General features: G+C 64.4%; 27 protein-coding genes. 15 read left to right on the top strand and 12 right to left on the bottom strand.

Annotated features, from left to right (window positions below):
- Positions 1–30 precede the first annotated feature (30 nt).
- The 8 genes from A3E1_RS0130350 to A3E1_RS0130385 all read left to right on the top strand — a co-directional run bounded on the left by A3E1_RS0130350 (position 31) and on the right by A3E1_RS0130385 (position 5,312).
- The gene (locus tag A3E1_RS0130350; RefSeq protein WP_020524577.1) at positions 31–348 is read left to right on the top strand and encodes a PadR family transcriptional regulator; all 318 of its coding nucleotides are present in this window, start codon (positions 31–33) and stop codon (positions 346–348) included.
- On the top strand, positions 345–1,211 hold the full coding sequence (locus A3E1_RS0130355) for a hypothetical protein (RefSeq protein WP_020524578.1): 867 nt from the start codon (positions 345–347) through the stop codon (positions 1,209–1,211). Before A3E1_RS0130350 ends, A3E1_RS0130355 begins: the two co-directional genes overlap by 4 nt.
- Positions 1,212–1,466: 255 nt before the next feature.
- Positions 1,467–1,790 carry a hypothetical protein gene (locus A3E1_RS0130360; RefSeq protein ID WP_020524579.1) on the top strand — a complete coding sequence of 108 codons (324 nt, stop codon included), beginning with the start codon at positions 1,467–1,469 and terminating at the stop codon, positions 1,788–1,790.
- Positions 1,791–1,816: 26 nt separating this feature from the next.
- Positions 1,817–2,566 carry a peroxide stress protein YaaA gene (gene yaaA, locus A3E1_RS0130365; protein WP_020524580.1) on the top strand — a complete coding sequence of 250 codons (750 nt, stop codon included), beginning with the start codon at positions 1,817–1,819 and terminating at the stop codon, positions 2,564–2,566.
- Between the two features lie 120 nt (positions 2,567–2,686).
- Positions 2,687–2,887, top strand: a complete 201-nt coding sequence (locus A3E1_RS0130370; RefSeq protein WP_020524581.1) for a cold-shock protein — start codon at positions 2,687–2,689, stop codon at positions 2,885–2,887.
- Positions 2,888–2,900: 13 nt separating this feature from the next.
- On the top strand, positions 2,901–3,557 hold the full coding sequence (locus A3E1_RS0130375; protein WP_020524582.1) for a carbonic anhydrase: 657 nt from the start codon (positions 2,901–2,903) through the stop codon (positions 3,555–3,557).
- Between the two features lie 93 nt (positions 3,558–3,650).
- The gene (locus A3E1_RS0130380) at positions 3,651–4,886 is read left to right on the top strand and encodes a cytochrome P450 family protein (protein ID WP_020524583.1); all 1,236 of its coding nucleotides are present in this window, start codon (positions 3,651–3,653) and stop codon (positions 4,884–4,886) included.
- Positions 4,887–4,943: 57 nt separating this feature from the next.
- Positions 4,944–5,312, top strand: a complete 369-nt coding sequence (locus A3E1_RS0130385; protein WP_020524584.1) for a VOC family protein — start codon at positions 4,944–4,946, stop codon at positions 5,310–5,312.
- 4 nt (positions 5,313–5,316) lie between these two features.
- Here A3E1_RS0130385 and A3E1_RS0130390 read toward each other — a convergent pair whose 3' ends face one another.
- Positions 5,317–6,015: a TioE family transcriptional regulator gene (locus A3E1_RS0130390; protein ID WP_026208991.1), complete on the bottom strand. Its 699-nt coding sequence runs from the start codon at positions 6,013–6,015 to the stop codon at positions 5,317–5,319.
- A gap of 81 nt (positions 6,016–6,096) precedes the next feature.
- Between A3E1_RS0130390 and A3E1_RS0130395 the strand changes: the two genes are divergently transcribed.
- Entirely contained in the window at positions 6,097–7,203 is a 1,107-nt protein-coding gene (locus A3E1_RS0130395) for an erythromycin esterase family protein (protein ID WP_020524586.1), read from the top strand.
- Positions 7,204–7,253: 50 nt separating this feature from the next.
- Here the strand turns inward: A3E1_RS0130395 and A3E1_RS0130400 are convergent, their stop codons facing one another.
- Both A3E1_RS0130400 and A3E1_RS0130405 read right to left on the bottom strand, forming a co-directional pair.
- Positions 7,254–7,586, bottom strand: a complete 333-nt coding sequence (locus A3E1_RS0130400) for a YnfA family protein (RefSeq protein ID WP_020524587.1) — start codon at positions 7,584–7,586, stop codon at positions 7,254–7,256.
- 101 nt (positions 7,587–7,687) lie between these two features.
- Complete coding sequence (locus A3E1_RS0130405) at positions 7,688–8,041, bottom strand: hypothetical protein (protein WP_020524588.1); 354 nt, start codon at positions 8,039–8,041, stop codon at positions 7,688–7,690.
- Between the two features lie 96 nt (positions 8,042–8,137).
- On the opposite strand from A3E1_RS0130405, the gene A3E1_RS0130410 reads away from it, so the two are divergent.
- On the top strand, positions 8,138–8,536 hold the full coding sequence (locus A3E1_RS0130410; protein ID WP_157631832.1) for a hypothetical protein: 399 nt from the start codon (positions 8,138–8,140) through the stop codon (positions 8,534–8,536).
- Positions 8,537–8,584: 48 nt separating this feature from the next.
- Positions 8,585–9,001 (top strand): STAS domain-containing protein, encoded by a 417-nt coding sequence (locus A3E1_RS45260; RefSeq protein WP_281167409.1) that lies wholly within the window; start codon positions 8,585–8,587, stop codon positions 8,999–9,001.
- Positions 9,002–9,008: 7 nt separating this feature from the next.
- Here A3E1_RS45260 and A3E1_RS42920 read toward each other — a convergent pair whose 3' ends face one another.
- Entirely contained in the window at positions 9,009–9,488 is a 480-nt protein-coding gene (locus A3E1_RS42920) for an ATP-binding protein (protein WP_211216026.1), read from the bottom strand.
- A 279-nt stretch (positions 9,489–9,767) separates the two neighbouring features.
- On the opposite strand from A3E1_RS42920, the gene A3E1_RS0130425 reads away from it, so the two are divergent.
- Complete coding sequence (locus A3E1_RS0130425) at positions 9,768–10,169, top strand: SRPBCC family protein (protein ID WP_020524592.1); 402 nt, start codon at positions 9,768–9,770, stop codon at positions 10,167–10,169.
- Positions 10,170–10,175: 6 nt separating this feature from the next.
- Here A3E1_RS0130425 and A3E1_RS0130430 read toward each other — a convergent pair whose 3' ends face one another.
- Positions 10,176–11,642: a WD40 repeat domain-containing protein gene (locus tag A3E1_RS0130430; RefSeq protein ID WP_020524593.1), complete on the bottom strand. Its 1,467-nt coding sequence runs from the start codon at positions 11,640–11,642 to the stop codon at positions 10,176–10,178.
- Positions 11,639–12,160 (bottom strand): SigE family RNA polymerase sigma factor, encoded by a 522-nt coding sequence (locus A3E1_RS0130435; RefSeq protein WP_020524594.1) that lies wholly within the window; start codon positions 12,158–12,160, stop codon positions 11,639–11,641. The genes A3E1_RS0130430 and A3E1_RS0130435 overlap by 4 nt, the downstream gene beginning before the upstream one ends.
- Positions 12,161–12,371: 211 nt before the next feature.
- Here A3E1_RS0130435 and A3E1_RS42925 point away from each other — a divergent pair, with 211 nt between their 5' ends.
- On the top strand, positions 12,372–14,648 hold the full coding sequence (locus tag A3E1_RS42925) for a putative bifunctional diguanylate cyclase/phosphodiesterase (RefSeq protein ID WP_083929706.1): 2,277 nt from the start codon (positions 12,372–12,374) through the stop codon (positions 14,646–14,648).
- Here the strand turns inward: A3E1_RS42925 and A3E1_RS0130445 are convergent.
- The 3 genes from A3E1_RS0130445 to A3E1_RS0130455 form a co-directional block, all read right to left on the bottom strand.
- Complete coding sequence (locus tag A3E1_RS0130445; RefSeq protein ID WP_020524596.1) at positions 14,623–15,174, bottom strand: hypothetical protein; 552 nt, start codon at positions 15,172–15,174, stop codon at positions 14,623–14,625. The genes A3E1_RS42925 and A3E1_RS0130445 overlap by 26 nt on opposite strands.
- 51 nt (positions 15,175–15,225) lie before the next feature.
- Positions 15,226–17,283, bottom strand: a complete 2,058-nt coding sequence (locus tag A3E1_RS0130450) for a cellulose binding domain-containing protein (RefSeq protein ID WP_026208992.1) — start codon at positions 17,281–17,283, stop codon at positions 15,226–15,228.
- 70 nt (positions 17,284–17,353) lie between these two features.
- On the bottom strand, positions 17,354–17,650 hold the full coding sequence (locus A3E1_RS0130455; protein ID WP_026208993.1) for a DUF1905 domain-containing protein: 297 nt from the start codon (positions 17,648–17,650) through the stop codon (positions 17,354–17,356).
- A gap of 43 nt (positions 17,651–17,693) precedes the next feature.
- Here A3E1_RS0130455 and A3E1_RS0130460 point away from each other — a divergent pair, with 43 nt between their 5' ends.
- The gene (locus A3E1_RS0130460) at positions 17,694–18,113 is read left to right on the top strand and encodes a DUF5655 domain-containing protein (RefSeq protein WP_020524599.1); all 420 of its coding nucleotides are present in this window, start codon (positions 17,694–17,696) and stop codon (positions 18,111–18,113) included.
- Here A3E1_RS0130460 and A3E1_RS0130465 read toward each other — a convergent pair.
- On the bottom strand, positions 18,089–18,766 hold the full coding sequence (locus A3E1_RS0130465; protein ID WP_020524600.1) for a TetR/AcrR family transcriptional regulator: 678 nt from the start codon (positions 18,764–18,766) through the stop codon (positions 18,089–18,091). The two genes, A3E1_RS0130460 and A3E1_RS0130465, sit on opposite strands and share 25 nt — an antisense overlap.
- An 88-nt stretch (positions 18,767–18,854) precedes the next feature.
- Between A3E1_RS0130465 and A3E1_RS0130470 the strand changes: the two genes are divergently transcribed.
- Entirely contained in the window at positions 18,855–19,853 is a 999-nt protein-coding gene (locus A3E1_RS0130470) for an NAD(P)-dependent alcohol dehydrogenase (RefSeq protein WP_026208994.1), read from the top strand.
- Here A3E1_RS0130470 and A3E1_RS0130475 read toward each other — a convergent pair.
- A complete protein-coding gene (locus A3E1_RS0130475) occupies positions 19,850–20,287 on the bottom strand; it encodes an Rv0361 family membrane protein (protein ID WP_157631834.1) in 438 nt (145 codons plus the stop codon). The two genes, A3E1_RS0130470 and A3E1_RS0130475, sit on opposite strands and share 4 nt — an antisense overlap.
- 32 nt (positions 20,288–20,319) lie before the next feature.
- Entirely contained in the window at positions 20,320–20,877 is a 558-nt protein-coding gene (locus A3E1_RS0130480) for a DUF1062 domain-containing protein (protein ID WP_020524603.1), read from the bottom strand.
- Between the last annotated feature and the right edge of the window lie 63 nt (positions 20,878–20,940).

A 20,940-nucleotide genomic window follows, 5' to 3' on the forward strand; every position in this document is an offset into this window, starting at 1 on the left:
CCCTATGTCGAGAAACGATAGAGTCGCCTCATGCGACTCACCATCCCCACGGCGCGCGTGCTGTCGGTGTTTCTGTCCGATGTGGAGACAGCCCGTTATGGCGTCGATCTCATGGAGCAGTCCGGTCTGGGCAGCGGCACGATTTACCCGATCCTGCAGAAGCTGCAGGCCGCGGGCTGGGTAACAGCCGCGTGGGAAGACGCGGACGCCGCCGAATTGGGGCGGCCGATTCGGCGTTATTACCTGCTCACGCCCGACGGCGTCGAGCAGGCCAGGCAGAAGCTGGCCGAACTGCACCAGGTGACCAACCCCGCGCCATCGTCGGCCAAGGTGGTGAAGCCAGCATGAGGCAGGCCGTGGCACGGCTTTTCGTTGACGCGGCGTCGCGCCGCTGGCCCGCTGACAGCGGCATGCGCCAGGAGTGGCTGGCAGAAGTCGATTACCTTGCCGCACAACATAAACCGGGGCGCATGCTGTGGTTCGCCTTCGGCCTCACCTTCGCCCGGCCAGGCTCCGCTCCTGTCGTTGGCTTCAACTGGCGTACGGCCGGCACAGCGTTGTTCATGCTGCTCGGCCCGTTCGCGGTATTCGCGGCCTCGGCGCTTGTCTTCAATGGACTAGCGAATGTGCTCGAAATCCTGGATTACGGCGTCCAGCAAGCAGGCCTTGCCGCGTTTGCTGTGCTTGCTGGCGCGGCGGGCTGGTGGTGGGGCCGATGGAGTGTCGTGAGTGGACCTTTTCCGCTCGCGCTGGGGCTCGGCGTATCGGTGACGGCGAGCATGTTGTTCATGTGGCTCACCGGTGGGCGGGACCTAGTCGCCGGCTACGCCGTATGGGTGCCCGGGCTGCTTGTCACCCTGCTCCTCGTAGCGCGGCTCGCGCAAAGGCGCCGCAACGTCTTTGTGCTGGCAATTGGCATAGCGCTGTTCCTGGTCATTCTCGATGTGGCCTATATCGCCGAGTTCTACCACGCTGTCGGCGATCCGCCGCCGTCATGGCACGCTGCCGGCGACGGCTTCACCGGCGCGCACGCTCCGATGTGGTTCGTGTTCGCCCTCACCAACCAGTCCTTTGGCGTCATGTCCTACTACGAAAGCTTCGTCATTAGTGAAGACGCGTTCCCGCACGGCATCGTGCTGATGGGGGTCTTCGCGATGGCTTATGTCATCAGGGCGGCTGGCCGGAACGCGACAATGGCCAAGCCAGCATGAGGCATGCTCTGGCACGGCATTTCGCTGACGCTGCCTCTCGCCGCTGGCCGGCCGATACCGGCGTGCGGCAGGAGTGGCTGGCAGAAGTCGATTACCTTGCCGCACAACGAAAACCTGGGCGCATGCTGGCCTTCGCCTTCGGGCTGACCTTCGCGCGCCGCGCCCGCGATCGGCTTCACCTGGCGAACCATCGGCACGACGCTCTTCCTGCTTCTGGGACCCGCGGCGGTCCTCATCGGGGCCTACCTCTTGCTGATGGTGCTCGGAGAGGTGCTCGACGTTGGCGATACCCGGGCTATTTGGGCAAGCTTCGCCACCATGATCCTTCTAGCTGCTCTCGCCGGCTGGTGGTGGGGACGGTGGAGCGTCGTGAGTGGACCCTTCCCGCTCGCCGGCGCGCTTGCCCTGTCGGTAACAGCCGCCATGTCGCTTGGCAGCCTAGGTTCTTTCGGGGTGATGAACAGCCGTGAAGAGTTCGAAGTCGGCGACGATAGCGTGGGGATGCCGCACGCTCTGCTCATCATGGGCACGTTCGCGATGGCCTATGTCGTGAAGGCGGCACGTCAGCCAGTTCGATGACGTGCGGCAAGGCTTAAGATGCCGGGGTGTTGATCCTGCTGCCGCCTTCGGAAGGCAAGCACGCCCCGCGCTCGGGCAAGCCGCTGGGCGACTTGAGTCTGCCGGCGCTGTCCGCCGCGCGGGAAACCGTGCTCGGCGCGCTTATCAAGCTGTGCGAAGGCGATCCGTCGCGGGCGGCTTTGGCGCTGGGCCTGACCGCCGGGCAGTCCGCCGAGGTGCAGCGCAACGCCCTGCTGCGGACCGCCCCCACGGCGACAGCCGAGAAGATCTACACGGGTGTGCTTTACGAGGCACTGGACGTGGCGACGCTACCGCCCGCGGCACTGCGTTCAGCCCGCAAGAACATCCTCGTCTTCTCCGCGCTCTGGGGCGTTGTCAGCATGGGGGACCGCATCCCGGCGTACCGGTGTTCGGCCGGGGTGACCCTGCCGGGAGCCGGTTCCGTGAACACGTTCTGGCGCAAGGCGCTGGCCGCGCCACTGGCCGAGCACGCGGGCGGACAGTTGATCATTGACTTGCGCTCTGGCCCCTATGCCTCAATGTGGAAGCCAGGGCCTAATACCGCCGTGCTGCGGGTGCTGCACGAGCGCTCGCCCGGCGTACGCACCGTGGTCAGCCATTTCAATAAGGCGACCAAAGGACGGCTGGTGCGCGACCTCTTGCTCGCGGGCGCTAAACCACGCCATCCAGCCGAGCTCGCCCGTGATCTGCGCGACCTCAAATATCAGGTCGAAGACGAGGGCACTGCGCTGGACGTGATCGTTACCGAACTGTGAGGGCGGACACGCGTAGTAAACGCGGTAAATGCACCCGTTGGCGCGCCTATGCCCCTACGCTTGCACAAGCCAGCGGCCAGGTATAGGGCCGTTGGTGTACCGCTTTTGAGGAGAAAACAAATGGCACAGGGCACAGTGAAGTGGTTTAACGCCGAAAAGGGTTTCGGCTTTATTGCGCAGGACAACGGTCCTGACGTGTTCGTCCACTTCTCGGCCATCCAGTCCAGCGGCTACAGGTCGCTGGAGGAGAACCAGCGCGTGGAGTTCGAGGTTACGCAGGGCCCCAAGGGCCCGCAGGCCGACAAGGTCAAGCCTCTGTAACGACACCCAGACCATGACCGCCCGCAGAACCTTGCTGGCGGCGGCTGCTGGAGCCGGGCTGCTGCCCGGCCCGGCAGTTGCATCCCCTCCCGCCGAAACACCGCGACACGCGTTATCAAAGCTTCTCGACGGCAACGAGCGCTGGGTCCAAGGACGCCCGCGCCACCGTGATCCTGCCGACGACAGGCGCCGCCGCACCGCCGGTGGCCAGAATCCTTTCGCCGTCATCTTCAGCTGCATCGACTCCCGGGTGCCCCCTGAGATCGTGTTCGACCAGGACCTCGGTGACCTCTTCGTCGTGCGGACCGCCGGACAAGTGATCGACCCGCTCATCGCTGGCAGCATCGAATACGGCCCCGCCCACGGCACGCCGCTGGTCATGGTCCTCGGCCACACCGGTTGTGGTGCGGTGAAGGCGACGATCGAGTCTTTCGCGGACGGCAAGCTTCCGCCAGGCAACATCGCCGCTGTCGTGCACGCCCTGGCCCCGGCCTATTTCGCGGCCCGGCCCCAGCCATCGTCGCCTTTGGGCGAACAGATCCTGGCTGTCGTGCGGGCACAAGTCACGCGCACGGTGGTGCAATTGCGAGCCGATCCCTTGCTTACCAACGCTTTGGTCGTGGGTGCTGTCTATGACCTGCGTTCGGGTCAGGTGTCGCGGATCGCGTAACCGTCGCGTGCCGGATGTCAAGCCACTCGTGGGCAATATAGTTGTCACTCACTTGTTAATCTCTATGCCTCAATCGATCAATATGCTGCTCGAGTGACGATCGCCTTCGAAGCTTGGGGCCGGTACGACCTCGACAACCCGTTTCCGCTGTTCGCCGAAGTGCGTGAGCTAGGCCCGGTACACGCCGTGACGCTGGCCGATGGGCACGCCGCCTGGCTCGTCGTGCATTACGACGCGGCGAAGGCGGCGCTCAATGACCCACGGCTGTCCAAGGACATGCAGGCCGCGATGGCGCGTGACAACGCCGTCGTCGCCGAGGGGCTGCCCGGCCCAGAATTCGCCCGGCACATGCTGGCCGTCGACCCTCCACACCACACCCGGCTGCGCAAACTGGTCGCCGCCGCGTTCTCCCACCGCCGCATCGAGGCGCTGCGCCCGCGTGTTCAGTCGATTGTGGACGATCTGCTCGACGACGTCGCCGCGCACGGGCCCGACGGCCACGTTGACCTTGTCAGCACCTTCGCTTTTCCGTTGCCGTTCACCGTTATTTGCGAGCTTTTGGGGGTACCAGATAACGACCGCACCCCGCTGGGAAACGGCCTGATCGCTCTCCTCGCGCCGACGCCAAATCCGGAGGCATACGCGCGCGCCAAGGAAGCCTCCGACACCGTGGTCGCCATGCTCAAGCAACTGGTCGCCACGAAACGGGCCGTCCCTGGCGACGACCTCGTCAGCGCGCTGATCAGCGCACGCGACGGCGACGAGCGCCTCAGCGAACAGGAACTGCTGTCGACGATCTTTCAGCTGATGGTCGCCGGGCACGACACCACCGCGAGCCTGCTCGGCAACGGCACGGTCGCGCTGCTGCGTCACCCCGAACAACTAGCCGCCCTACGAGCCGACCCGTCGCGCATTCCAGCCGCCGTTGAGGAACTGCTGCGTTATGACGCGCCCGTTCCACATTCGACTTTCCGGTACGCGACCGAAGCTGTTGAGATCGCTGGAGTAAGCATCCCGGCCGGTGCCCAAGTCATCATCTCGCTGGCCGCGGCCAACCGTGACCATGCGAAGTTCGAAAGCCCCGACGACGCCGACCTCAACCGCGAACCCCGGCACCTGTCGTTTGGGCACGGGATCCACTTCTGTTTGGGCGCACCCCTGGCGCGGCTGGAAGGCCACATCGGTTTCGCCACCTTACTGCGGCGCTTCCCGCACCTGCGGCTGGCCGTCGATTTCCAAGACCTGCACTGGAATCACGGCGACGGTCTCGTGCTGCGCGGACTGTCCAAACTGCCCATTGTCCCCGGGCCATCGTTGCCCCGGAGCTAACTCACACCACTTCATCGAGAGGAACGAACAGTGCCTGCTTTCCCTCCCCTCACCCACGTGGCCGTCACCGTCTCCGATCTGCAAGTCAGCGTGCCGTGGTATGAGCGGCTGATCGGCGCCGCACCCGTGCTTGACGAGGACACCGGCCCGTTTCATCACGTCGTTTTCGCCATCGGCGGCACACTTCTTGGCCTGCATACGTTTCCCGAAGGCCCAGCCGAAGGCGATGTGTTCGAAGAGCGCCGCATTGGCCTGGACCACATCGCTTTCCAGTGCGCCAACCGCGGTGAACTCGAAGCGTGGCAAGGGCACCTTGAGGACCTAGGCATCAAACACGGCGGCATCATCGACGCCCCCTACGGCTCGGGCCTGTCGTTCCGCGACCCCGACAACATCGCGCTGGAGTTCTTCGCTCCACCCGCCTGACGAACTAATCCGGTGCCGCCGTGAGGCTCAGATAATGGCTGAGCTTCGCGGCGGCGTCGAGCATGGCGATTCCTTGCGCGGTAAGCCTTTGCTGCCAGTCCTTCAGTGCACGCGCCAGGGGTTCCGTGCCGCCCGCCGTCCGGACCTGCTCGACCACGGTCGCGATGTGCCGCAGCGGATAGCCTCCGCGCCGCAGCAGATGGGCCAGCTCCGCGTCACGCAGGTCGCTGGCACTAAACACCCGGTATCCGGTGGCGCGATCGCGTCCTGGCACAAGAATCCCAGCACTTTCCCATTTACGTAACGTGGCCGGGGTGACCCGCAGCCTTCGCGCTAGTTCGCCGATGGTCCATATGCCTGATCCCGCAACGGTTTCCGGGCCTACCGGCAGGTCGCCGATCGCTTCCCGCACCGCGTTGAGCGTGTCCCGGTCGCGCAACATCTGCCCGTGGCCGCGGTCGATGACGATCAGTGCACCGTCGAGGGCGTCATCGTGCACCGCGTTCATGATCTGGCCCGCGGCAGGGTAGCCGTAGGCCGCGACGAGCGACAGATAGGCCCGCAGTGCCGCAGCGTGAACCTCGGTGTAAACCCGGTAGCCACTGCGCGTGCGCTCAGCGGGCGGAAGGAACCCATCTTGCTCGTAGTTGCGGACCGCCTGGGCCGACAAACGGTGCTCGCGGGCAAGGTCGGATGGTCGCACGGTTTGAAACTTTACCGCCTTTCCTAGCACTGACTTTGACTGTAAGTCTCAACCGAAGTTTCAATGGTACGTTTGAAACACATGAGCCAGGACATTCGAGAGTTCCTACCCCAGCCATGTGACCTTCTCGCCCTGGGCGAGCCGACCCACCAAGAGCCCGCTTTCGGCGCTGTCCGCAACGCGATCTTCGCCCAGCTGGCCGATCTCGGCTTTCGCTCGATCGCCCTGGAGACCGATCGGGTGGCCGCGCTCGTGGTCAACGACTACGTCCAGCACGGCACCGGAAGCCTCGCCTCGGTGATGAGCGAAGGGTTCTCCCACAACTTCGGCGCGCTGCAGGCCAACCGGGATCTGGTCACCTGGATGCGCGAACACAACCAGAACCGGCCCGAACACGAGCGTTTGACCTTCCACGGTTTCGACGCCCCGACGGAGAACACGAGTGCTCCGAGCCCGAGGAGCTATTTCGAGTACGCCCGCGATTATCTGCACTTGGACAACCTCGACATCGCAGGTGTCGCTGGGGACGACCATCGCTGGAGTCGCGATGAGGCGATCCTCGACTACACCCAGTCGCCGGGCACCACGCCCGAAGCCGAACGGCTGCAACGCATCGGCGAGGATTTGCGCACCAAACTCTATGCCCACGCACCGGATCTGATCGCGTCGACCTCTCGCTCCGACTGGCTGCGCGCCAAGACTTATCTTGAGGCAGGCCTTTGGCTGCTGCACTACCACTGGCAGGCGGCGCAGCCGTTCAGCCAAAGCGACCGGCAGCAACTCCTGCTGTCCACACGCGACACATGGATGGCGCAACATGTGCTCGACATCCGCAGGGTTGAGGCGAGCCGTGGCCCGACCATGCTGTTCGCCCACAACTTTCACTTGCAGCGCAACGGAAGCGGAGGCGTTTATGGTGCCGGAGCTATGCTTGACTCTCTGCGTTACGAGAACTACTACTTCATCCCCTCCAGCATCGGCCGCAGCGACGTGCTCGAGCTGGCCGAGCCTGAGCCGTCCACTTTCGAGGGTCACCTGCAAGGCCGGGTCACCGGCTGGGGCCTGATCCCGGCCGCCTCACTGCCAGCGGCGACCAGGCGCGCGGACATCAACCCGCGCAAGGGTTATTTCCCACTCGACCAAGCTCTCGTCTCTGGAGCCAACGCGATCCTGCACATCGCCGGCTGAATGCCTTATGAGGCAAAGCTAGTGGCCACTAGCTTTGCCTCGGGCGGATCCTAGGTGCGGGGTGCGTACATGATGACCGCGACGCCGGCAATGCAGATGGCCGCGCCGATGATGTCCCAGCGGTCGGGGCGGAACTTGTCCACGACGATGCCCCAGGCCAGTGATCCAGCAACGAAAACGCCACCGTAGGCGGCCAGGATCCGCCCGAAGTTCGGGTCGGGCTGAAACGTGGCCACGAACCCGTAGGCGCCTAACGCGATCACTCCGGCGGCAAGAAACCCCAGGCCGCGATGTTCGCGCCAGCCTTGCCAGATCAGCCAGGCACCGCCGATCTCAAACAACGCCGCTAAAGCGAACAGCAGGATCGATCTGGTGATCGTCATGGCGGCAGCCTACCGACGCGCAGCCTTCATGAGGCTTGTCCTGGGGCGAGTGAGGTTAACCCCTGCCCCCTCGGCCAGCTGGCCGCTACGCAAGCCCGCGCTCATGGCTGGCTCCGCAATGCGACAGCCCGGGCCTGCAGAGCGTCGAGCACCTCCACGTGTGCCGCAGGTACTTCAATATCCAGCTGCACCACGCCGGTTTCCGGGCTGCTGACCGTGAACGAGAAGAAGGAGCAGCATCGCGTTTCGCGGTCGGCCAAGCCCTCTACCGCACCCGCCAGGTCGCTGCCTCCCGCCAATGTCATCCGGAGATGTCGCGCGGCAAGTCGCTCACCGCCACGCACAGCCGCCCTAAACAGCGCATCGAACTCCGCCAGCCGAAGCGGCTGTTCCGCCGTCGGCAACGTGCACGTCTGCGGGACCCACGCCAGTTCGACAGCACTCTGATCGGTCATAGACCAACGGTAAACCTGTACCTAGGTACCGAATGCAAGGTGACGGACTCGGGGCTTCTGCCGCTTAACAAAGTGACCGCGCGAGAGGGGTGGGGTATGCCGTCAGATCTGAATCGGCTTCGCTTTGAGCTTGCCGTGCGGTTGCTCCAGCTATCTGAGCTGGATGTCGTCGAGGCTGCCGAGCTGCTTGTCAGGCACGAGTTACAGCGCGGCACCGGCGCGGTCCTTGAAGAGCTGGAGCAAGAGCTAGCCCTCGCGCAGGAGCATCTGGCCACAAGCTGTAATAACGATGATCTTTCCCGGATTGCGGAGGCTGAGGAGCGGCTCTGTGCGATCAGCAGGCAGCTCATGGTCGTCGAGCGGCAAGCCCGCGTGCAAGAGCAACAGATACAGCGTCAGCGGAGCGCCTACCTCACCGCACGCAGCTCGGAACTCAGGCACATTCGCGATATGGAGCGCCTTATAGGGCAGATGCAGAGCCAGCCGCACCCATAGCGTGGTTGTGCTACTGACAGCCTGTCGTTTCTGTGCTCAAATTGTCTCGTGGCCCAGTCATCGCTGTCTGTCACGGTTAAAACCGCAGGTGGAAGCGTTGTGATCATGCTTGTCGGCGAACTTGATATGTCCAATGCCGACAGACTGCGGGATGATCTCGCCCACGCGAGCCGGGTTCACCACGGTGCTGGGATCATCGTCGATGCCTCCAAGCTCACATTCCTGGATTCGATCGGTATCCGGGTGCTGGTGGAGTCGGCCAAGCAGATTCGCGGCCAGGGCCATGCGTGGCATCTGGAAGGCGCGACGGGCATACCCCTGACCGCTCTTCAAGTCACGGGCGTCTATGAATACCTAGCCGCATCGCCAGGAACGCGCGCAGGAAGCCCCGCCAAGCCTCGCTGGTGGCGACGCCTATTCTCGCGCGCCGCACACAAGAAAACGGCGACCAGCGACAGAAAATGAGCCAGCGTTACGCGTCCTGTTCGGCAGGTCTGTTCGCGGGCAGCATCGCGGTGATCGTGGTTCCCGATGGGCTGCTGTCGATTCGCAAGTCGCTCGTGAACTGGCGCACGATCCACAGCCCGCGGCCTTCTCCAGCCGTAGGGGCGACCTGAGCGGATCCGGCCATGTCGGGATTGGCGATGCCCGGGCCGCGGTCTTTGACCTCGCACGCCACGAACTCACCCTCGCGATACAGCCGAAGGCTCCCTTCGCCCCCACCATGGCGGATGACGTTAGTGGCTAGCTCGGTCGCCACGACCAGGAGCGTGCCTAGCGGCGCGCCGGTCAGGCCCAGGCGCATGCCGTGCGCAGCGACGGCCGCACGCAATGCGTACAAGCGGCCGGCTTGGAACCTGACGCCGAGGCCACGTGGGTTTTGCTCTTCTCGTTGCGCGGGAAACGCGGGGGCCTGGGCCGATTGTTGGCGACTACCAGCAGCTACAGGCACGGGCATCTCCTTCATAAACGCCTCCTCCACACAGCAACGCGGCCGATGCGTGCTGTTGGGTTTGTCTCTACTAAGCGTCAGCAGGCGGGAAAAAGTCACCACCTAAACGGCCACCGTTCACCTGCGGGCGACGGATCGGGGCAAGCCGGGTGAAATCCGCACGCATACGCTGACCTGCGAGTTTAGCTCGGCCACCGTCGCAAGAATCTTCAAGACCGGGCCGGGGCGATGGGGCAGGCTCACAGCTGAGTCGTTCAGTGCGAAGGAGTGGGTATCAAAATGGCATCCCTAACGAAAGAAATCACGATCGAGGCCAGCGCTGACGAGGTGTGGGCGGTGATTGGAGATTTCGCTGGCGGCCCGTCGCGGATGGCACCTGGCTACGTCGTGGACGCTCGGGTCGACGGTGAGCACCGCGTCGTCACCTTTGCCAACGGAACCGTGGCGCACGAACGGTTTGTGGCCTTGGATGCTGGGAGCCGGCGGATCGTCTATGCCATCGAGGGCGAAAGAATCGTTCATGACAACGCTTCGATGCAGGTCCTCGAGGACGGACCGGAGCGATGCCGTCTGATCTGGATACACGACTTCCTCCCCGACGCGATCGCCCCTGTCATCGAGTCAGGTATGACGCAGGCGCTGGGGGTCATCAAGCACACGCTCGAGTCGGCAGCCGTCTAAGGCAGCCTATGCGTGAGACTTGTTGCGGCGCTTGCGGATCCGTCGCAGGAGCCAGCGGGCAAGGATAAAGGCGCCAACAACCAGGGCCAGCGGAATGGCGACAAGGGCGACGCCGAGCCAGAAGACGGTGTTGGGCGGGCCATAGGTGGGCGGGCCGGCGGGGCGGATGGGATCAGCGAGCCGGTCGGTGGCGATCTCAACCCGGGTGATCCCTGGTGGCAAGGTAAGAAGCCGTGCCGGTGCTGGATCGCCGATGGTGTAGACGTCGACCGCGTTGCCGGATTGCATGACGAGTTCGGTGGGGGAGCGCCAGCCCTGGACCTTCACATGTTGGCCGGGCGGTGAGAAGACGCCATCGTCCACAATGGAACCCGTTCGCGCGTCGACGATACGAATGGAGTCAGTCTTCTCCGCACAGTCGTCACACTTCAGAGCCAGCAATGTGCCGTCAGGGCTGAAGGCTGTCGTGGAGGCTGGGAGCCAGCCGTCATATGGCCACGAAGCTGGTGCACCACCGTCGACTGGGTAGATGGCTAGAAGATTGTTTTGACGGACGGCGAGCCGGTCGCCTGCCGGAGATAGCGCGATTTGGGTGTTGTGGGCTGGCGCTTCGTTGATGATCTCGCGAATCATCCGCCGTGACGGCAAATCCCATATCTGCCAGCCGGTCACGCGTTGTGTGTTCGTTTCGTATATGCGGTAGGCGATGCGGTTGCTGTCAGCCGACCACGCTGACGGTGGCTGCTGGCGAAGCTGGTCAAGCTGCTGGCCGGTGGTCAGGTCGAAGGTTCCGTGGTCGCTAGCCAGATAGCGGCCATCCGGCGACAGCACTGGGGATTTGGGCCCGAGATAGTCGTAAGCGGACCAAGATAGCGGGTCGAGAAAGACGTCAAAAACGCGGTAGCGATCGCCGTCAGCTGCCAGCAAGGCGATCCGGCCCTCTTCAAGGTCGCCGTTTGTCGCTGGTCCGCTGAATACCAGAGCGACTTTTCCGGGTGGCGAGTGTTTGAGGTTGGCTGCCAGCGTCCAGGATGATGGTTCAGCTAGCCGGTCTGGCAGGCCGATTTGGCCGCGAGGTTCGCCCCATAACGCGGTGCCCGGCGGAGAGGCCAGCACGATTACCGCGCCCACGATCGCGACGGCGGTCAGCCGACGGGCGATCTTGCGGAATGGGAGGTGCCGCCACAGAAAGCCAAGGGCGGCAAGGACGATCGCCAGAGCGATCCAGCCGAGCGGGCCGCCCACGCCGGCTGAGGTGAGCTCACTTAGCGCTCCGCCGCGTACCGTATCGGGCTGGGTTCGCGGGGAAGTCGCCAGTGAAGCGACGGTGACCGCGGATGCCGCGATCGTGACGACCGCGGCGCCCTTGCGGTAACTCGACCGGCGCCGGGCGCGGTCGTAGAGTCCAATGTGGATGACGGGCGGCGGCTGCCGTTCGGCGATCTCGCGCAGTTGCTGGCCAAGCTGATTCACCGCGTCACCACCTGTTCTTGGTCGCTGAAGAGATGGGCGAGTTCCGGGGCCAGTTCGCGTAACCGGCGCAGGGCGTGCCGCGCCTGGCTTTTCACGGTTCCGACGGTCACATCGAGGTGGCGGGCGGTGTCTTCCTCAGAGCGGTCTTCGTAGTACCGCAGCACGAGCACCGCACGCTGCTTTGGCGTTAGCCGCTGTAATGCCTGAGCGAGCACGATGCGGGTCTCTGGGTCGCTCGAAGAACCGGCTGGTTCGGGAGTGCTGTCGACAAGCACCTCTTTGACACGGCGCTGGCGGCTGCGCCACCAGGACACGGTCTGCGTGTAGAGGACACGGCGGACATAGGCTTCGGGCTGGTCAAGCTTGTCCCAGCGCACGGCGGCCCGCTCAAGCGCGATCTGAAGGAGATCTTCGGCGGAGTGCCGGTCGCCGGTCAGCAGGTAGGCGACATGCCACAGGGCTGCCGTGCGCGCCTGGACGAACTCGCTGAACCGCGCCCGCGCGTCCTCGGCGGTCATGTCGTTTCCTCCACGGTGATGATGACGCCTGCGGGCGCTGTTAGGAGGGAACCATTTCAGATCATTTTTTGGGCGGGCGCCGTGCCGTGGGTCGCGATTTTGCCGACCTATTGGGTGGTCTGTGCCGGTTTAGCCGGGCCGTGCGTTGCAAGATGGTGAGCCCGATCTCAGCTTGAGTTGTTAATGTTGCTTGTCTTACCAGGAGGTGGGCGTGCCGGCTCAAGTATCCGCAGGGTCGAACGCGGCGCGGGTGGGCGGGGCATGGTGGCCCGCGGTCTTCCTCAGCGGTGGAGTCATAGCGGCCGTGCTCTATGTGGCGTCCCCGGCGCCGGCCGTGGCGGCTGCGTCATTTTCGGCTGTCGGTTTGGGCGCGGCTGTCGCGATCGTCTGCGGAGCGCGGTGGTTTCGGCCTGTGCCAGCGTGGCCGTGGTACTGCCTGGCGGCGGCATGCGTGTCATTCCTCATTGGAGCGATCGTGCGGGCCGCTGGCGGTGAGCTTCTCGCCGACAGTTTCACCATTCCCGGTTATGCGCTGATGTTCTCCGGTTTTGGTGGCTTTCTGCGCACCAAAACCGGTTCCAAACGGCACGCCGTCATCGACGGGCTGCTCATCGTCGTCGGTATCACGATCGTGTTCGCCATCCTGTTCGCCGTGCCGGCCGCCAGCGTGACTGGCCGCCAGCCTGCCGTCTCGGCGCTGGCCGCGATCTATCCGCTGCTCGACAGTGTGCTCGTCCTGCTCGTGCTCAACCTCGCGTTCACCAGCGGCAGACGTGGCGCCAGCTACTACATGCTCATGTCGTGCATGGTGCTGATGCTGGCTGGCGACATCGCCTACGCCATGATCGGCGCCGCAGGGGAGCTCACCGGATCGCCCTTGCTGGATCTGCCCTTCCTGGCCGGCTTCGCGCTTGTCGGCGCGGCAGGGCTGCATCCGTCGATGGTGGACATCGGCGGCTCGGCGTCACTGCCCGCGCAGGCGTGGTCGGCGCGCAGGCTGCTGCTGATCGCGCCCGCGCTCGCAGTGCCTTATGTGCTCAGCATCGTGATCGCTCGTCCTTCCCTGCTGGACCGGGTCGTGGTGGGTGTGGGCGGGGCCATGCTGATGGCGCTGTTGCTCATTCGTGCGGTGTCGGCGGTGCGCAGCTTCGCTGACGCTCAGAAGCGCTATGAGTATCAGGCGACGCACGACGCACTGACCGGGCTAGCCAACCGATCGCTGTGGTTCACTCAAGTGCGCTCGATGCTGGCCCGCGCCACTTCCGAGCATCAAGTGTGGGTGTACTTCCTCGACCTCGACGGGTTCAAGTATGTCAATGACTCCAGTGGTCATACCGTCGGCGATGAGGTCATCACCGAGGTAGCGGGCAGGCTGGGCCGGTGCGCACCGAAGTCGGCGGCCATCGCGCGTGTCGGTGGAGATGAATTCGTTTTGGCGTACCGGGCGACGCGTGCCGACGCCATGGCGCTCGCCGATGTGATCCTCAAGCAGATGCGCCACACGCTCAAGATGCGCGCCAACAACGTGGTGATCAGCGTGTCGATCGGCATCGCTAGCTCGCCCACGGCACACCCGCATGACGTGACCGCCGAGGACCTGTTGCGTGACGCTGACACGGCTATGTACCACGCGAAGAACAACGGCCGCGATCGATGGTCGATGTTTGACCCGGCGATGCGTGACCGGGTGCAGGAGCGGATCAATATCGACCTGGCCCTGCGGGAGGCGATGGTCTCCCGTCAGCTGCACGTGGCGTACCAGCCGGTGGTGCACTTGCCCACCGGTGAGCTGGTCGGAGCCGAGGCACTGATCCGGTGGACGCATCCCGATCGCGGTGAGATCAAGCCCGCCAGCTTCATCCGGGTGGCGGAGGAATCCGGGCTCATCGTCGACATTGGACGGTGGGTGATGCGGGAAGCGTTGCGGCAGCTGGCCGAATGGCGCACCGAGCATCAGGTTAGCGACTCCTTCTGGCTTTCCGTCAACGTGTCGCCGAGGCAGCTGCGCGATACGAGCCTGTCCGCCGAGCTGGCGCTGATGCTTGAGGAGTTCGCCTTGCCGGCGTCGGCGGTGACGGTTGAACTCACCGAGACGGTCATGATGGACCCGACGAGTGAGGCTGATGCCGCGCTGCGCTCGTTGCGTGAGCTTGGTGTGCATCTGGTGGTCGATGACTTTGGCACCGGGTTTTCCGCGCTGGGCTATCTGCGCAACTACCCCGTCACGGGGGTGAAGATCGACCGTTCGTTTGTCGCCGGTCTGGCCACCGATCCCGGCGATGAGGCGATCGTACGGGCGATCGTCGGCATGAGCTCGGCCCTGCGCTTGTCTGTCGTGGCCGAGGGCGTGGAAAACGAAGCCCAGCGCGATCTGCTGTGGCAGGCCGGAGTCGTGCACGGCCAGGGATGGCTGTGGGGCAAGGCGGCCGATCCGGCCGTCTTCGCCGACCTGTGGTTCCGCGCTAGTGCCCGGGCTTATCCAGCGTGAAGGCCCAGTAGGTCTGCACGTCGGCTTGGCTGGCGACCATGTCCGGGCTGATGCCGTGCAGCGTGCGGATGATCGCGTCGGGCAGGCCCATGTCGGCGTTGAATTGGCAAATGTCAAGCGAGGCAACGCCTCCCGAGAGGTGAACCTGCGCCCACATTTGAGCGATGATCGCCTCGAAGATGCCGCTGCCGCGGTGTTTGTCGGCGATCGCGAAAAAGCCTAAATACCAAACCTTTTGCTGGGCATAGAGCTGCGGCCACCGGTGGGCGAAGAACTCCGGTGAGATCAGCGGCATGGCTTCGAGCACGTTGGTGAAGGTGGCCAGACCGGTCACTTCTGCCGTGCCGGGGACAAGGGCGACATGCTTTTGCACGCGTGGATCGGCCATGACCGCGTCGAATTCGTGATGGTTCATGACGTGGCGCTGGGCGGCCATCGTCCGCAGGTCGGCGAACGCTTTCTCGTAGAGCGCCCACGCGGAACTGAGCAACGGCGCCTCAAGGACCTCGTGCACCTCCAGCTTCACGCGCACAATATAGCGGCCCTGGGGCGTTTTGGGGCCCCAGGACCAGTGCGATTACAGCGTGGTGCAGATGGTGCCGTTGAGGCGGAAGATCGAGGGCGCCACGTTGGGCCCGCCATACCAGCCGACGAAACCGGTGCTGGCGCTGCCGCCGTTGGCGGGCAGCTGACGGTTCCAGTCCACATTGGTCACACGAACCTCTTGGCCGGTCTGCTGCCAGGTGGCATTCCAGCTTCCGTCAACGCGCTGCCAGGCAACGGGCCAGCTATACGTCAGGGTCCAGCCGTCGATGGCGTGCGCGCCCGTGTTGGTGATATCGAGGGTACCGATATAGCCGTTGCCCCAATCCGAAGCCGTCGTGAACTTGACCGTGCAGCTGCTTGTCGCGGGGCTGCCGGTGACGAACGTGAGCGGTGGTGAGGACCACGAGACGTGGCCGGCCGTGTCGCGCGCGAGAACGTTGACGGTGTAACGGGTTCCGGGCACGAGATTGCCGGCCGTCAGCGACGTTGAGGTCGTTTCACCCCACTGTTCGCTGACCGCCCCGAACCGGCGGTGCACCTCGTATTTGGCGATCGGGTGCGTGCCGCTTACCGCCGCTGGCCAGGTTATCGTCGCGGAACTGTCCGTGACACTGCTCAAGCTGGGCTGTCCGGGTGCCCCTGGCGGTCCGTTCACGGCACTGGAAGGTTTGAGCAGGATCAGCGTCAGCGAGTAGGGCGCGAGCGTTTGGCTGAACGCGGTTCCGGTCTGCGTGACCGTGATCGCGGAGGCGCCATTGGTGTAGGAGTGCACGTCCGCCGTGCCCGAAGCGGGGGAGTAGCCCGAGTAGTTAATCGTTGCGGGATAAGCGTTGTCGGGATCTTTGTTGATCAGAAGCACGGCGGCGTCACCGTTGGGGCGGCGCACCGCGTGCGCGGTCACGAGCGCCTGATCGGTGCCAGCGGCGATGAACTGGTCGCCGGCGTGGGCGAATGTGTTCATCAGAGAAAGCCCGTAGTACGGGGCGAAGGGCGTGTTGAGCGGCGGTTCGCACACCGAACCGTCGGCCAGGCACGTGCCACTGGACAGGATGCCGAAATCGCCGTAGTCCGTTTGCCCCGCGACCGTGGACACGGTGCCGATTCCATTGTGGACATTCCACCACTGCACCGTGAACACACCGTTTTCGAGCAGGTCGCTGTAGGCGTCGGCCAGGAACAGCGCGCCCGGTTGGGTGTTCAGCCCGATGCCGACGTTGAGCTCGGTCAGGCTGATACCGATGCGTTCCGCGTTCGGGCCGGCGTACCGGGTGATTTGCTGACGTAGCAAGAACATCGCGTGATCGATGTGTTCGGTCTTGGCGATGGATTCGGCGGCGGTGTTACCGCCCGGATACCAGTGCACGTCAACGAAATCGATCTTAGGCCCGGCGATGCTGAGCACAGCTTGGTTCCACGGGCCGGGGTCGGTTCCGGCCGTGATGCCGTCGGGCCAGTTGCCCGGCATCGTGAGCACAGCGCCGACTTTGATCGTGGGGTCGACGGCTTTCATGGCGTCGGCATATTGCACGACGAGGTTGGCGTAGTAGGCCGCGCTCTTGTCGGGGTGGTTGTCGGCCTCCCAGGGCGAACCGTAGTGACCGTTGCCGTAGTTCTCATTGCCGACTGTCCAGTACTTCACCGAGTACCCTCTGGTGATGTTGGAATGGTGCACCCAGCCGGCGGCTTCGGCGGGGGAGCCGGTTCCGTAGTTGGCAATGATCATTGGTTCTGCGCCCACGCGTCTGGCGCCGGCGATGAAGGTGTCGAAATCTGTTCCTGGCGCGACGTAACCGCCGGGCGCGGTGTGGTCCTGCCAGTGGTAGATGTCGGCATAGGACCCACCGGGGTAGCGCAGCATCTTGACGCCCGCGTTCTTGAGCAGGTCAGAGGTCGCGTTGGTGCCCAGCTGGGAGTCCCAGATGGCTTGGTTGATTCCCAGGCCGGTGCTTGGCATCGTTGCCAGGCCAGCCTTGGCGTTGACGGTCACCGTCACGGTGGTCGCCGCCGCTTGCGCGCTTGGGCTGCTTAGGGCAAGCGTGCCAAGCATTGTGGCGGTTACGGCGGCCGAGAGGGAGCGCGTTCTCAGCATACCTATCCAATCGGAGAGAATAGATGGAAGCGCTCCCATTGTTGGCCCGCCGCGGTTGGCCGTCAACCGGCTACAGCACTTCGACCTTGACGGTGACGGTGTCACCTGCCTCGATGCCTTCGGCTGTGCGCACAGGGCGTTTGACCGGGAGCACATAGCAGCCCGTCTTGCTGTCAGGGAAGATCGACGTCGCCCACGTGCTGGTGCCGAGCCGCACGCGCACTTTGACCGCGCCGAAGCCGCGGCGTGGTCCCGCTGTCAGCTCGCGGATGTCGTCGGAGGCTTCCGCGGGCAGCGTGACGAAATTCCAGCTGTCATCGCGGCGGGCGTCCCAGATCCACAGCTGCGCTTCAAACTCAACGATCACGTGCGACAGCATCACATGACGGCCTGACAATTAGGCTGACGTGGTGGGACGGTGGATCTGCCCGGCGTGTGACCGCGAGTTCGGCAGCGCGCATCAAGCGCACCTGTGTGTGCCTGGCTGCACGGTCGACGAGGTGTTTTCCGGCAGGCCGCCCTATCAGCGGGCCGCCTATGACCGCATCATCGAACACCTCAAGACACTGGGCCCGGTGCACGAGGACGCGGTCACGGTTGGAGTTTTCCTCAAGGCGGACCGCAAGCTGGCCGAGGTGCGCCCGAAAGCGCGCAGTCTGTTGCTGTACCTCATCTTGCCCCGCGTGATCACCGGCCCGCTCGTGGGCCGGGCAGAGCGGATCGCCGCAGGGCGCTTCGGCCACTACGTGAAACTGACCGATCCGGCACAGGTCGACGCGCAGGTGAAGGCGTGGCTGACCGAGGCTTATGACGTGGCGGAAGAGCGATGATGCAGCCCGTCGAGGATGAGGTCGAGGCCGAACTCGAATTCGGTTTGGTCGTCGCACCAGCCGAGCGTGGACGCCGGGTCGTCGTGGGCGACTTCGGCCAGCATCGCCGCGATGTTGGGTAGCCCAGCGGCCATCGCGCTGATCGTCTCGTCGCTGACCGGTCCCTTGCCGGGATCGAAGAGTTCCTGAGCGAACCCCAAAGCACGGCTGCCTAAGGCGTGCAGGCCGTGGTGGATCAGGTCGTAGGACAGGCCGCCGTCATGCATGAGGCCGACGATGGCGTCGTGGTGGGCGATGATGGAGGCGCTGGCCGTGTTGCGTATCGACAGCAGACTGGGCATCCATGGGTGTAGGAGCAGGACTTCGCGTGCGGTCAGGATGCGCTGGCGCACAGCGGCTTTCCAGCCACCGTCGTGAGTGGACACACCGGCTGCCGCTTCGTTGATCTCCTGCCCGATGAGTTCGGCCATGCCGTCGAACACGTCGTCCTTATTGGACACGTGGTAATACAGCGACATCGCCTCGGCGCCGAGTTCTTCGGCGAGGCGGCGCATCGTGACCGCCCCGAGCCCGGATTCGTCGGCCAGTTTGATCGCCGTGCGGAGCACCCGCTCGCGGCTCAGGAGCTTGCGCGGCTCCGCCTGTGTCCCCATGTGTACCCGTCCTCCTCTTGACCTACCTTACGGCGTATGGCTAGCCTTACAGCGTAAGACTTACGATGTAAGAATCTTGGAGATGACGATGAAAGCCATAATTCAGGACCGCTACGGGTCCCCTGACGTGCTTAGATTCGCCGACGTCGCTACGCCGGCGATCGGGGAGCACGATCTCCTCGTCCGGGTGAAAGCGTCAGCGGTGAACGCCCGCGACTGGCACTTCCTGCGCGGCGACCCCTACCTGGCCCGCCTCGCCTCACCGGTCCTGGGCCGCAAACGGCCGAAAACCGCGATCCGCGGCAGCGACCTCGCCGGCGTGGTCGAGGCCGTGGGGGCGGGCGTGACCGGGTTCCGCCCGGGCGACGAAGTCTTTGGCGACCTTCGTGAAGGCGATGGCGCCTTCGCTGAGTACGCGGCTGTTCCTTCCCGGCAGGCGTGCCTCAAGCCGGCGAAGCTGAGCTTTGCGGAGGCCGCGGTCATCCCGCTGGCGGGAGCGACCGCGCTACGGGGAATCCGTAACGTGGGACAGGTCAAAACCGGGCAGCGGGTGCTCATCAACGGCGCCTCCGGTGGCGTCGGGACGTTCGCCGTGCAGATCGCTAAGCACTTTGGAGCGCACGTGACGGCGGTTTGCCGTACACGCAATATCGAACTGGTCACCGGACTTGGCGCCGACCACGTCATCGACTACACGCGCGACGACTTCACCACGGCCGGCCCGTTCGACGTCGTGTTCGACCTCGTGGGCAACCGGTCGCTCACGGAACTGCAAAGGCCGCTCGTGGCAGGCGGGATCGTCATCCTTTCCGGCGGTGGCGTGTCTGGCAACGGGAAGGTAAGTGCCGTCGGCCCTATGGGCTTGTACATCAAGGGCGCCACGCTAGGCCGCTTGAGCCGCAACACGATCCGTGCCCTCAACGATGTGCCGCCGGGCGAAGACCTTGCGGTGCTTAAGGATCTGGTCGAGTCAGGTGCGGTCAAGCCGGTCATCGACCGCACCTACACCCTGAGCGAGGTGCCTGACGCCATTCGCTATGTCGAGGCTGAACACGCCAGGGCCAAGGTCGCTATCACGGTCGGCTAATACGGTTTGCCGCACACCTTCCATGCTCCGTCTGGCTGACGGTCGAGCGGGAAGTCCCGCGGTTCGTTCTTTCCATTGTCCTGCTGCAGGAACGCGGTCACCGTCGCGGTGTCGCCGTCAACCGAGGATCCGGTGATCTCAAAGGTCGCGAAAGCGGGCTGAGAGAACATGTATTCGCGATACTGCGCCACCGTGAACCTCTGCTTCGTCGCCTCACACAGCAAGTCGTAGCCACTCTGGTCGGCGCCGGACTTCAGCCGCGTCAGGAACTGCTCAGCCGCGTTGCGCACCTCGATGGTGTCCTTGACAGACGAGTAAACCGTCGTACCGCCCAAAATGGAGCCAGCACAGCACAATCCGGCCACTATCGCGGCGAAGATGAGAAACGAGCGCCCGCGACGGCGCCGCGGCACAGGCTGGCTACGTGAGGTCACGGGCGCATCATGGTCCAAAGTGGCGCGCGACGTCAACGGTCGAGTGCCTTGAGCGAGAAGGTGAAATCGCCGGACAGCTTGCCACTCAGCCGGTAGGCCGAAACGAGCTTGCCGACCTTGATCAGCCTTTCGACCTCAGCGCGTGGCAGACCGAAACCTTCGGCGATCAGCCGCACCGGCCGCACGGGAATCCGTGCCGCGAAGCGGACCTCGACGTCGATCGCATCGCGGTCCACATGATCGTCTTCGCTGGTGTCGAGGCGCCAGGCGTTGTCCCAGTCGAGAGCGATGTGGTTGCGGCGCTGCAGGACCGGGTCCTGGAGCAGCTCTGCTATCAGGCCGGCGTCGTTGTGATGCAGCCGGTCCAGCAGTCCGGATTGGATAGTGCGCACGGTCATCCGCTCAAAGATGGTGAGCTTGGCGGTGTCCCCGCAACGGGTGCACAGCACGAGAAGCCAGGCGTCCAGGAGCTTGTGGTTGGCGTTGACGCGGAATTTGCCGGTCGCGATGAAGCGTTCGCAGGCGCACGCGTGGCATCGGCGGATGATGAGTGGCAGGCACGTGGGCACGACTGCCCAGATTTTGAGCATGGCAGTACACCGGTTTCAGTGAGAAGTCCGCAGCAGGAAAGAACGCGGCACACAGGTGTGTCG

Origin of the sequence: Catelliglobosispora koreensis DSM 44566, from assembly GCF_000379685.1 — a bacterium.
In the GTDB taxonomy this organism is placed as follows: Bacteria; Actinomycetota; Actinomycetes; order Mycobacteriales; family Micromonosporaceae; genus Catelliglobosispora; species Catelliglobosispora koreensis.

What these genes read in the sequence shown, in the direction of transcription:
- A3E1_RS0130370 (WP_020524581.1), top strand. Translation starts at nt 2,687, where the DNA reads ATGGCACAGGGCACAGTGAAGTGGTTTAACGCCGAAAAGGGTTTCGGC.
- A3E1_RS0130350 (WP_020524577.1), top strand. Translation starts at nt 31, where the DNA reads ATGCGACTCACCATCCCCACGGCGCGCGTGCTGTCGGTGTTTCTGTCC.
- A3E1_RS0130470 (WP_026208994.1), top strand. Translation starts at nt 18,855, where the DNA reads ATGAAAGCCATAATTCAGGACCGCTACGGGTCCCCTGACGTGCTTAGA.
- A3E1_RS0130400 (WP_020524587.1), bottom strand. Translation starts at nt 7,586, where the DNA reads ATGACGATCACCAGATCGATCCTGCTGTTCGCTTTAGCGGCGTTGTTT.
- A3E1_RS0130435 (WP_020524594.1), bottom strand. Translation starts at nt 12,160, where the DNA reads ATGACCGCCGAGGACGCGCGGGCGCGGTTCAGCGAGTTCGTCCAGGCG.
- A3E1_RS0130360 (WP_020524579.1), top strand. Translation starts at nt 1,467, where the DNA reads ATGGTGCTCGGAGAGGTGCTCGACGTTGGCGATACCCGGGCTATTTGG.
- A3E1_RS0130405 (WP_020524588.1), bottom strand. Translation starts at nt 8,041, where the DNA reads ATGACCGATCAGAGTGCTGTCGAACTGGCGTGGGTCCCGCAGACGTGC.
- A3E1_RS0130450 (WP_026208992.1), bottom strand. Translation starts at nt 17,283, where the DNA reads ATGCTGAGAACGCGCTCCCTCTCGGCCGCCGTAACCGCCACAATGCTT.
- A3E1_RS0130480 (WP_020524603.1), bottom strand. Translation starts at nt 20,877, where the DNA reads ATGCTCAAAATCTGGGCAGTCGTGCCCACGTGCCTGCCACTCATCATC.
- A3E1_RS0130465 (WP_020524600.1), bottom strand. Translation starts at nt 18,766, where the DNA reads ATGGGGACACAGGCGGAGCCGCGCAAGCTCCTGAGCCGCGAGCGGGTG.
- A3E1_RS0130425 (WP_020524592.1), top strand. Translation starts at nt 9,768, where the DNA reads ATGGCATCCCTAACGAAAGAAATCACGATCGAGGCCAGCGCTGACGAG.
- A3E1_RS0130355 (WP_020524578.1), top strand. Translation starts at nt 345, where the DNA reads ATGAGGCAGGCCGTGGCACGGCTTTTCGTTGACGCGGCGTCGCGCCGC.
- A3E1_RS0130395 (WP_020524586.1), top strand. Translation starts at nt 6,097, where the DNA reads ATGAGCCAGGACATTCGAGAGTTCCTACCCCAGCCATGTGACCTTCTC.
- A3E1_RS0130375 (WP_020524582.1), top strand. Translation starts at nt 2,901, where the DNA reads ATGACCGCCCGCAGAACCTTGCTGGCGGCGGCTGCTGGAGCCGGGCTG.
- A3E1_RS0130410 (WP_157631832.1), top strand. Translation starts at nt 8,138, where the DNA reads ATGCCGTCAGATCTGAATCGGCTTCGCTTTGAGCTTGCCGTGCGGTTG.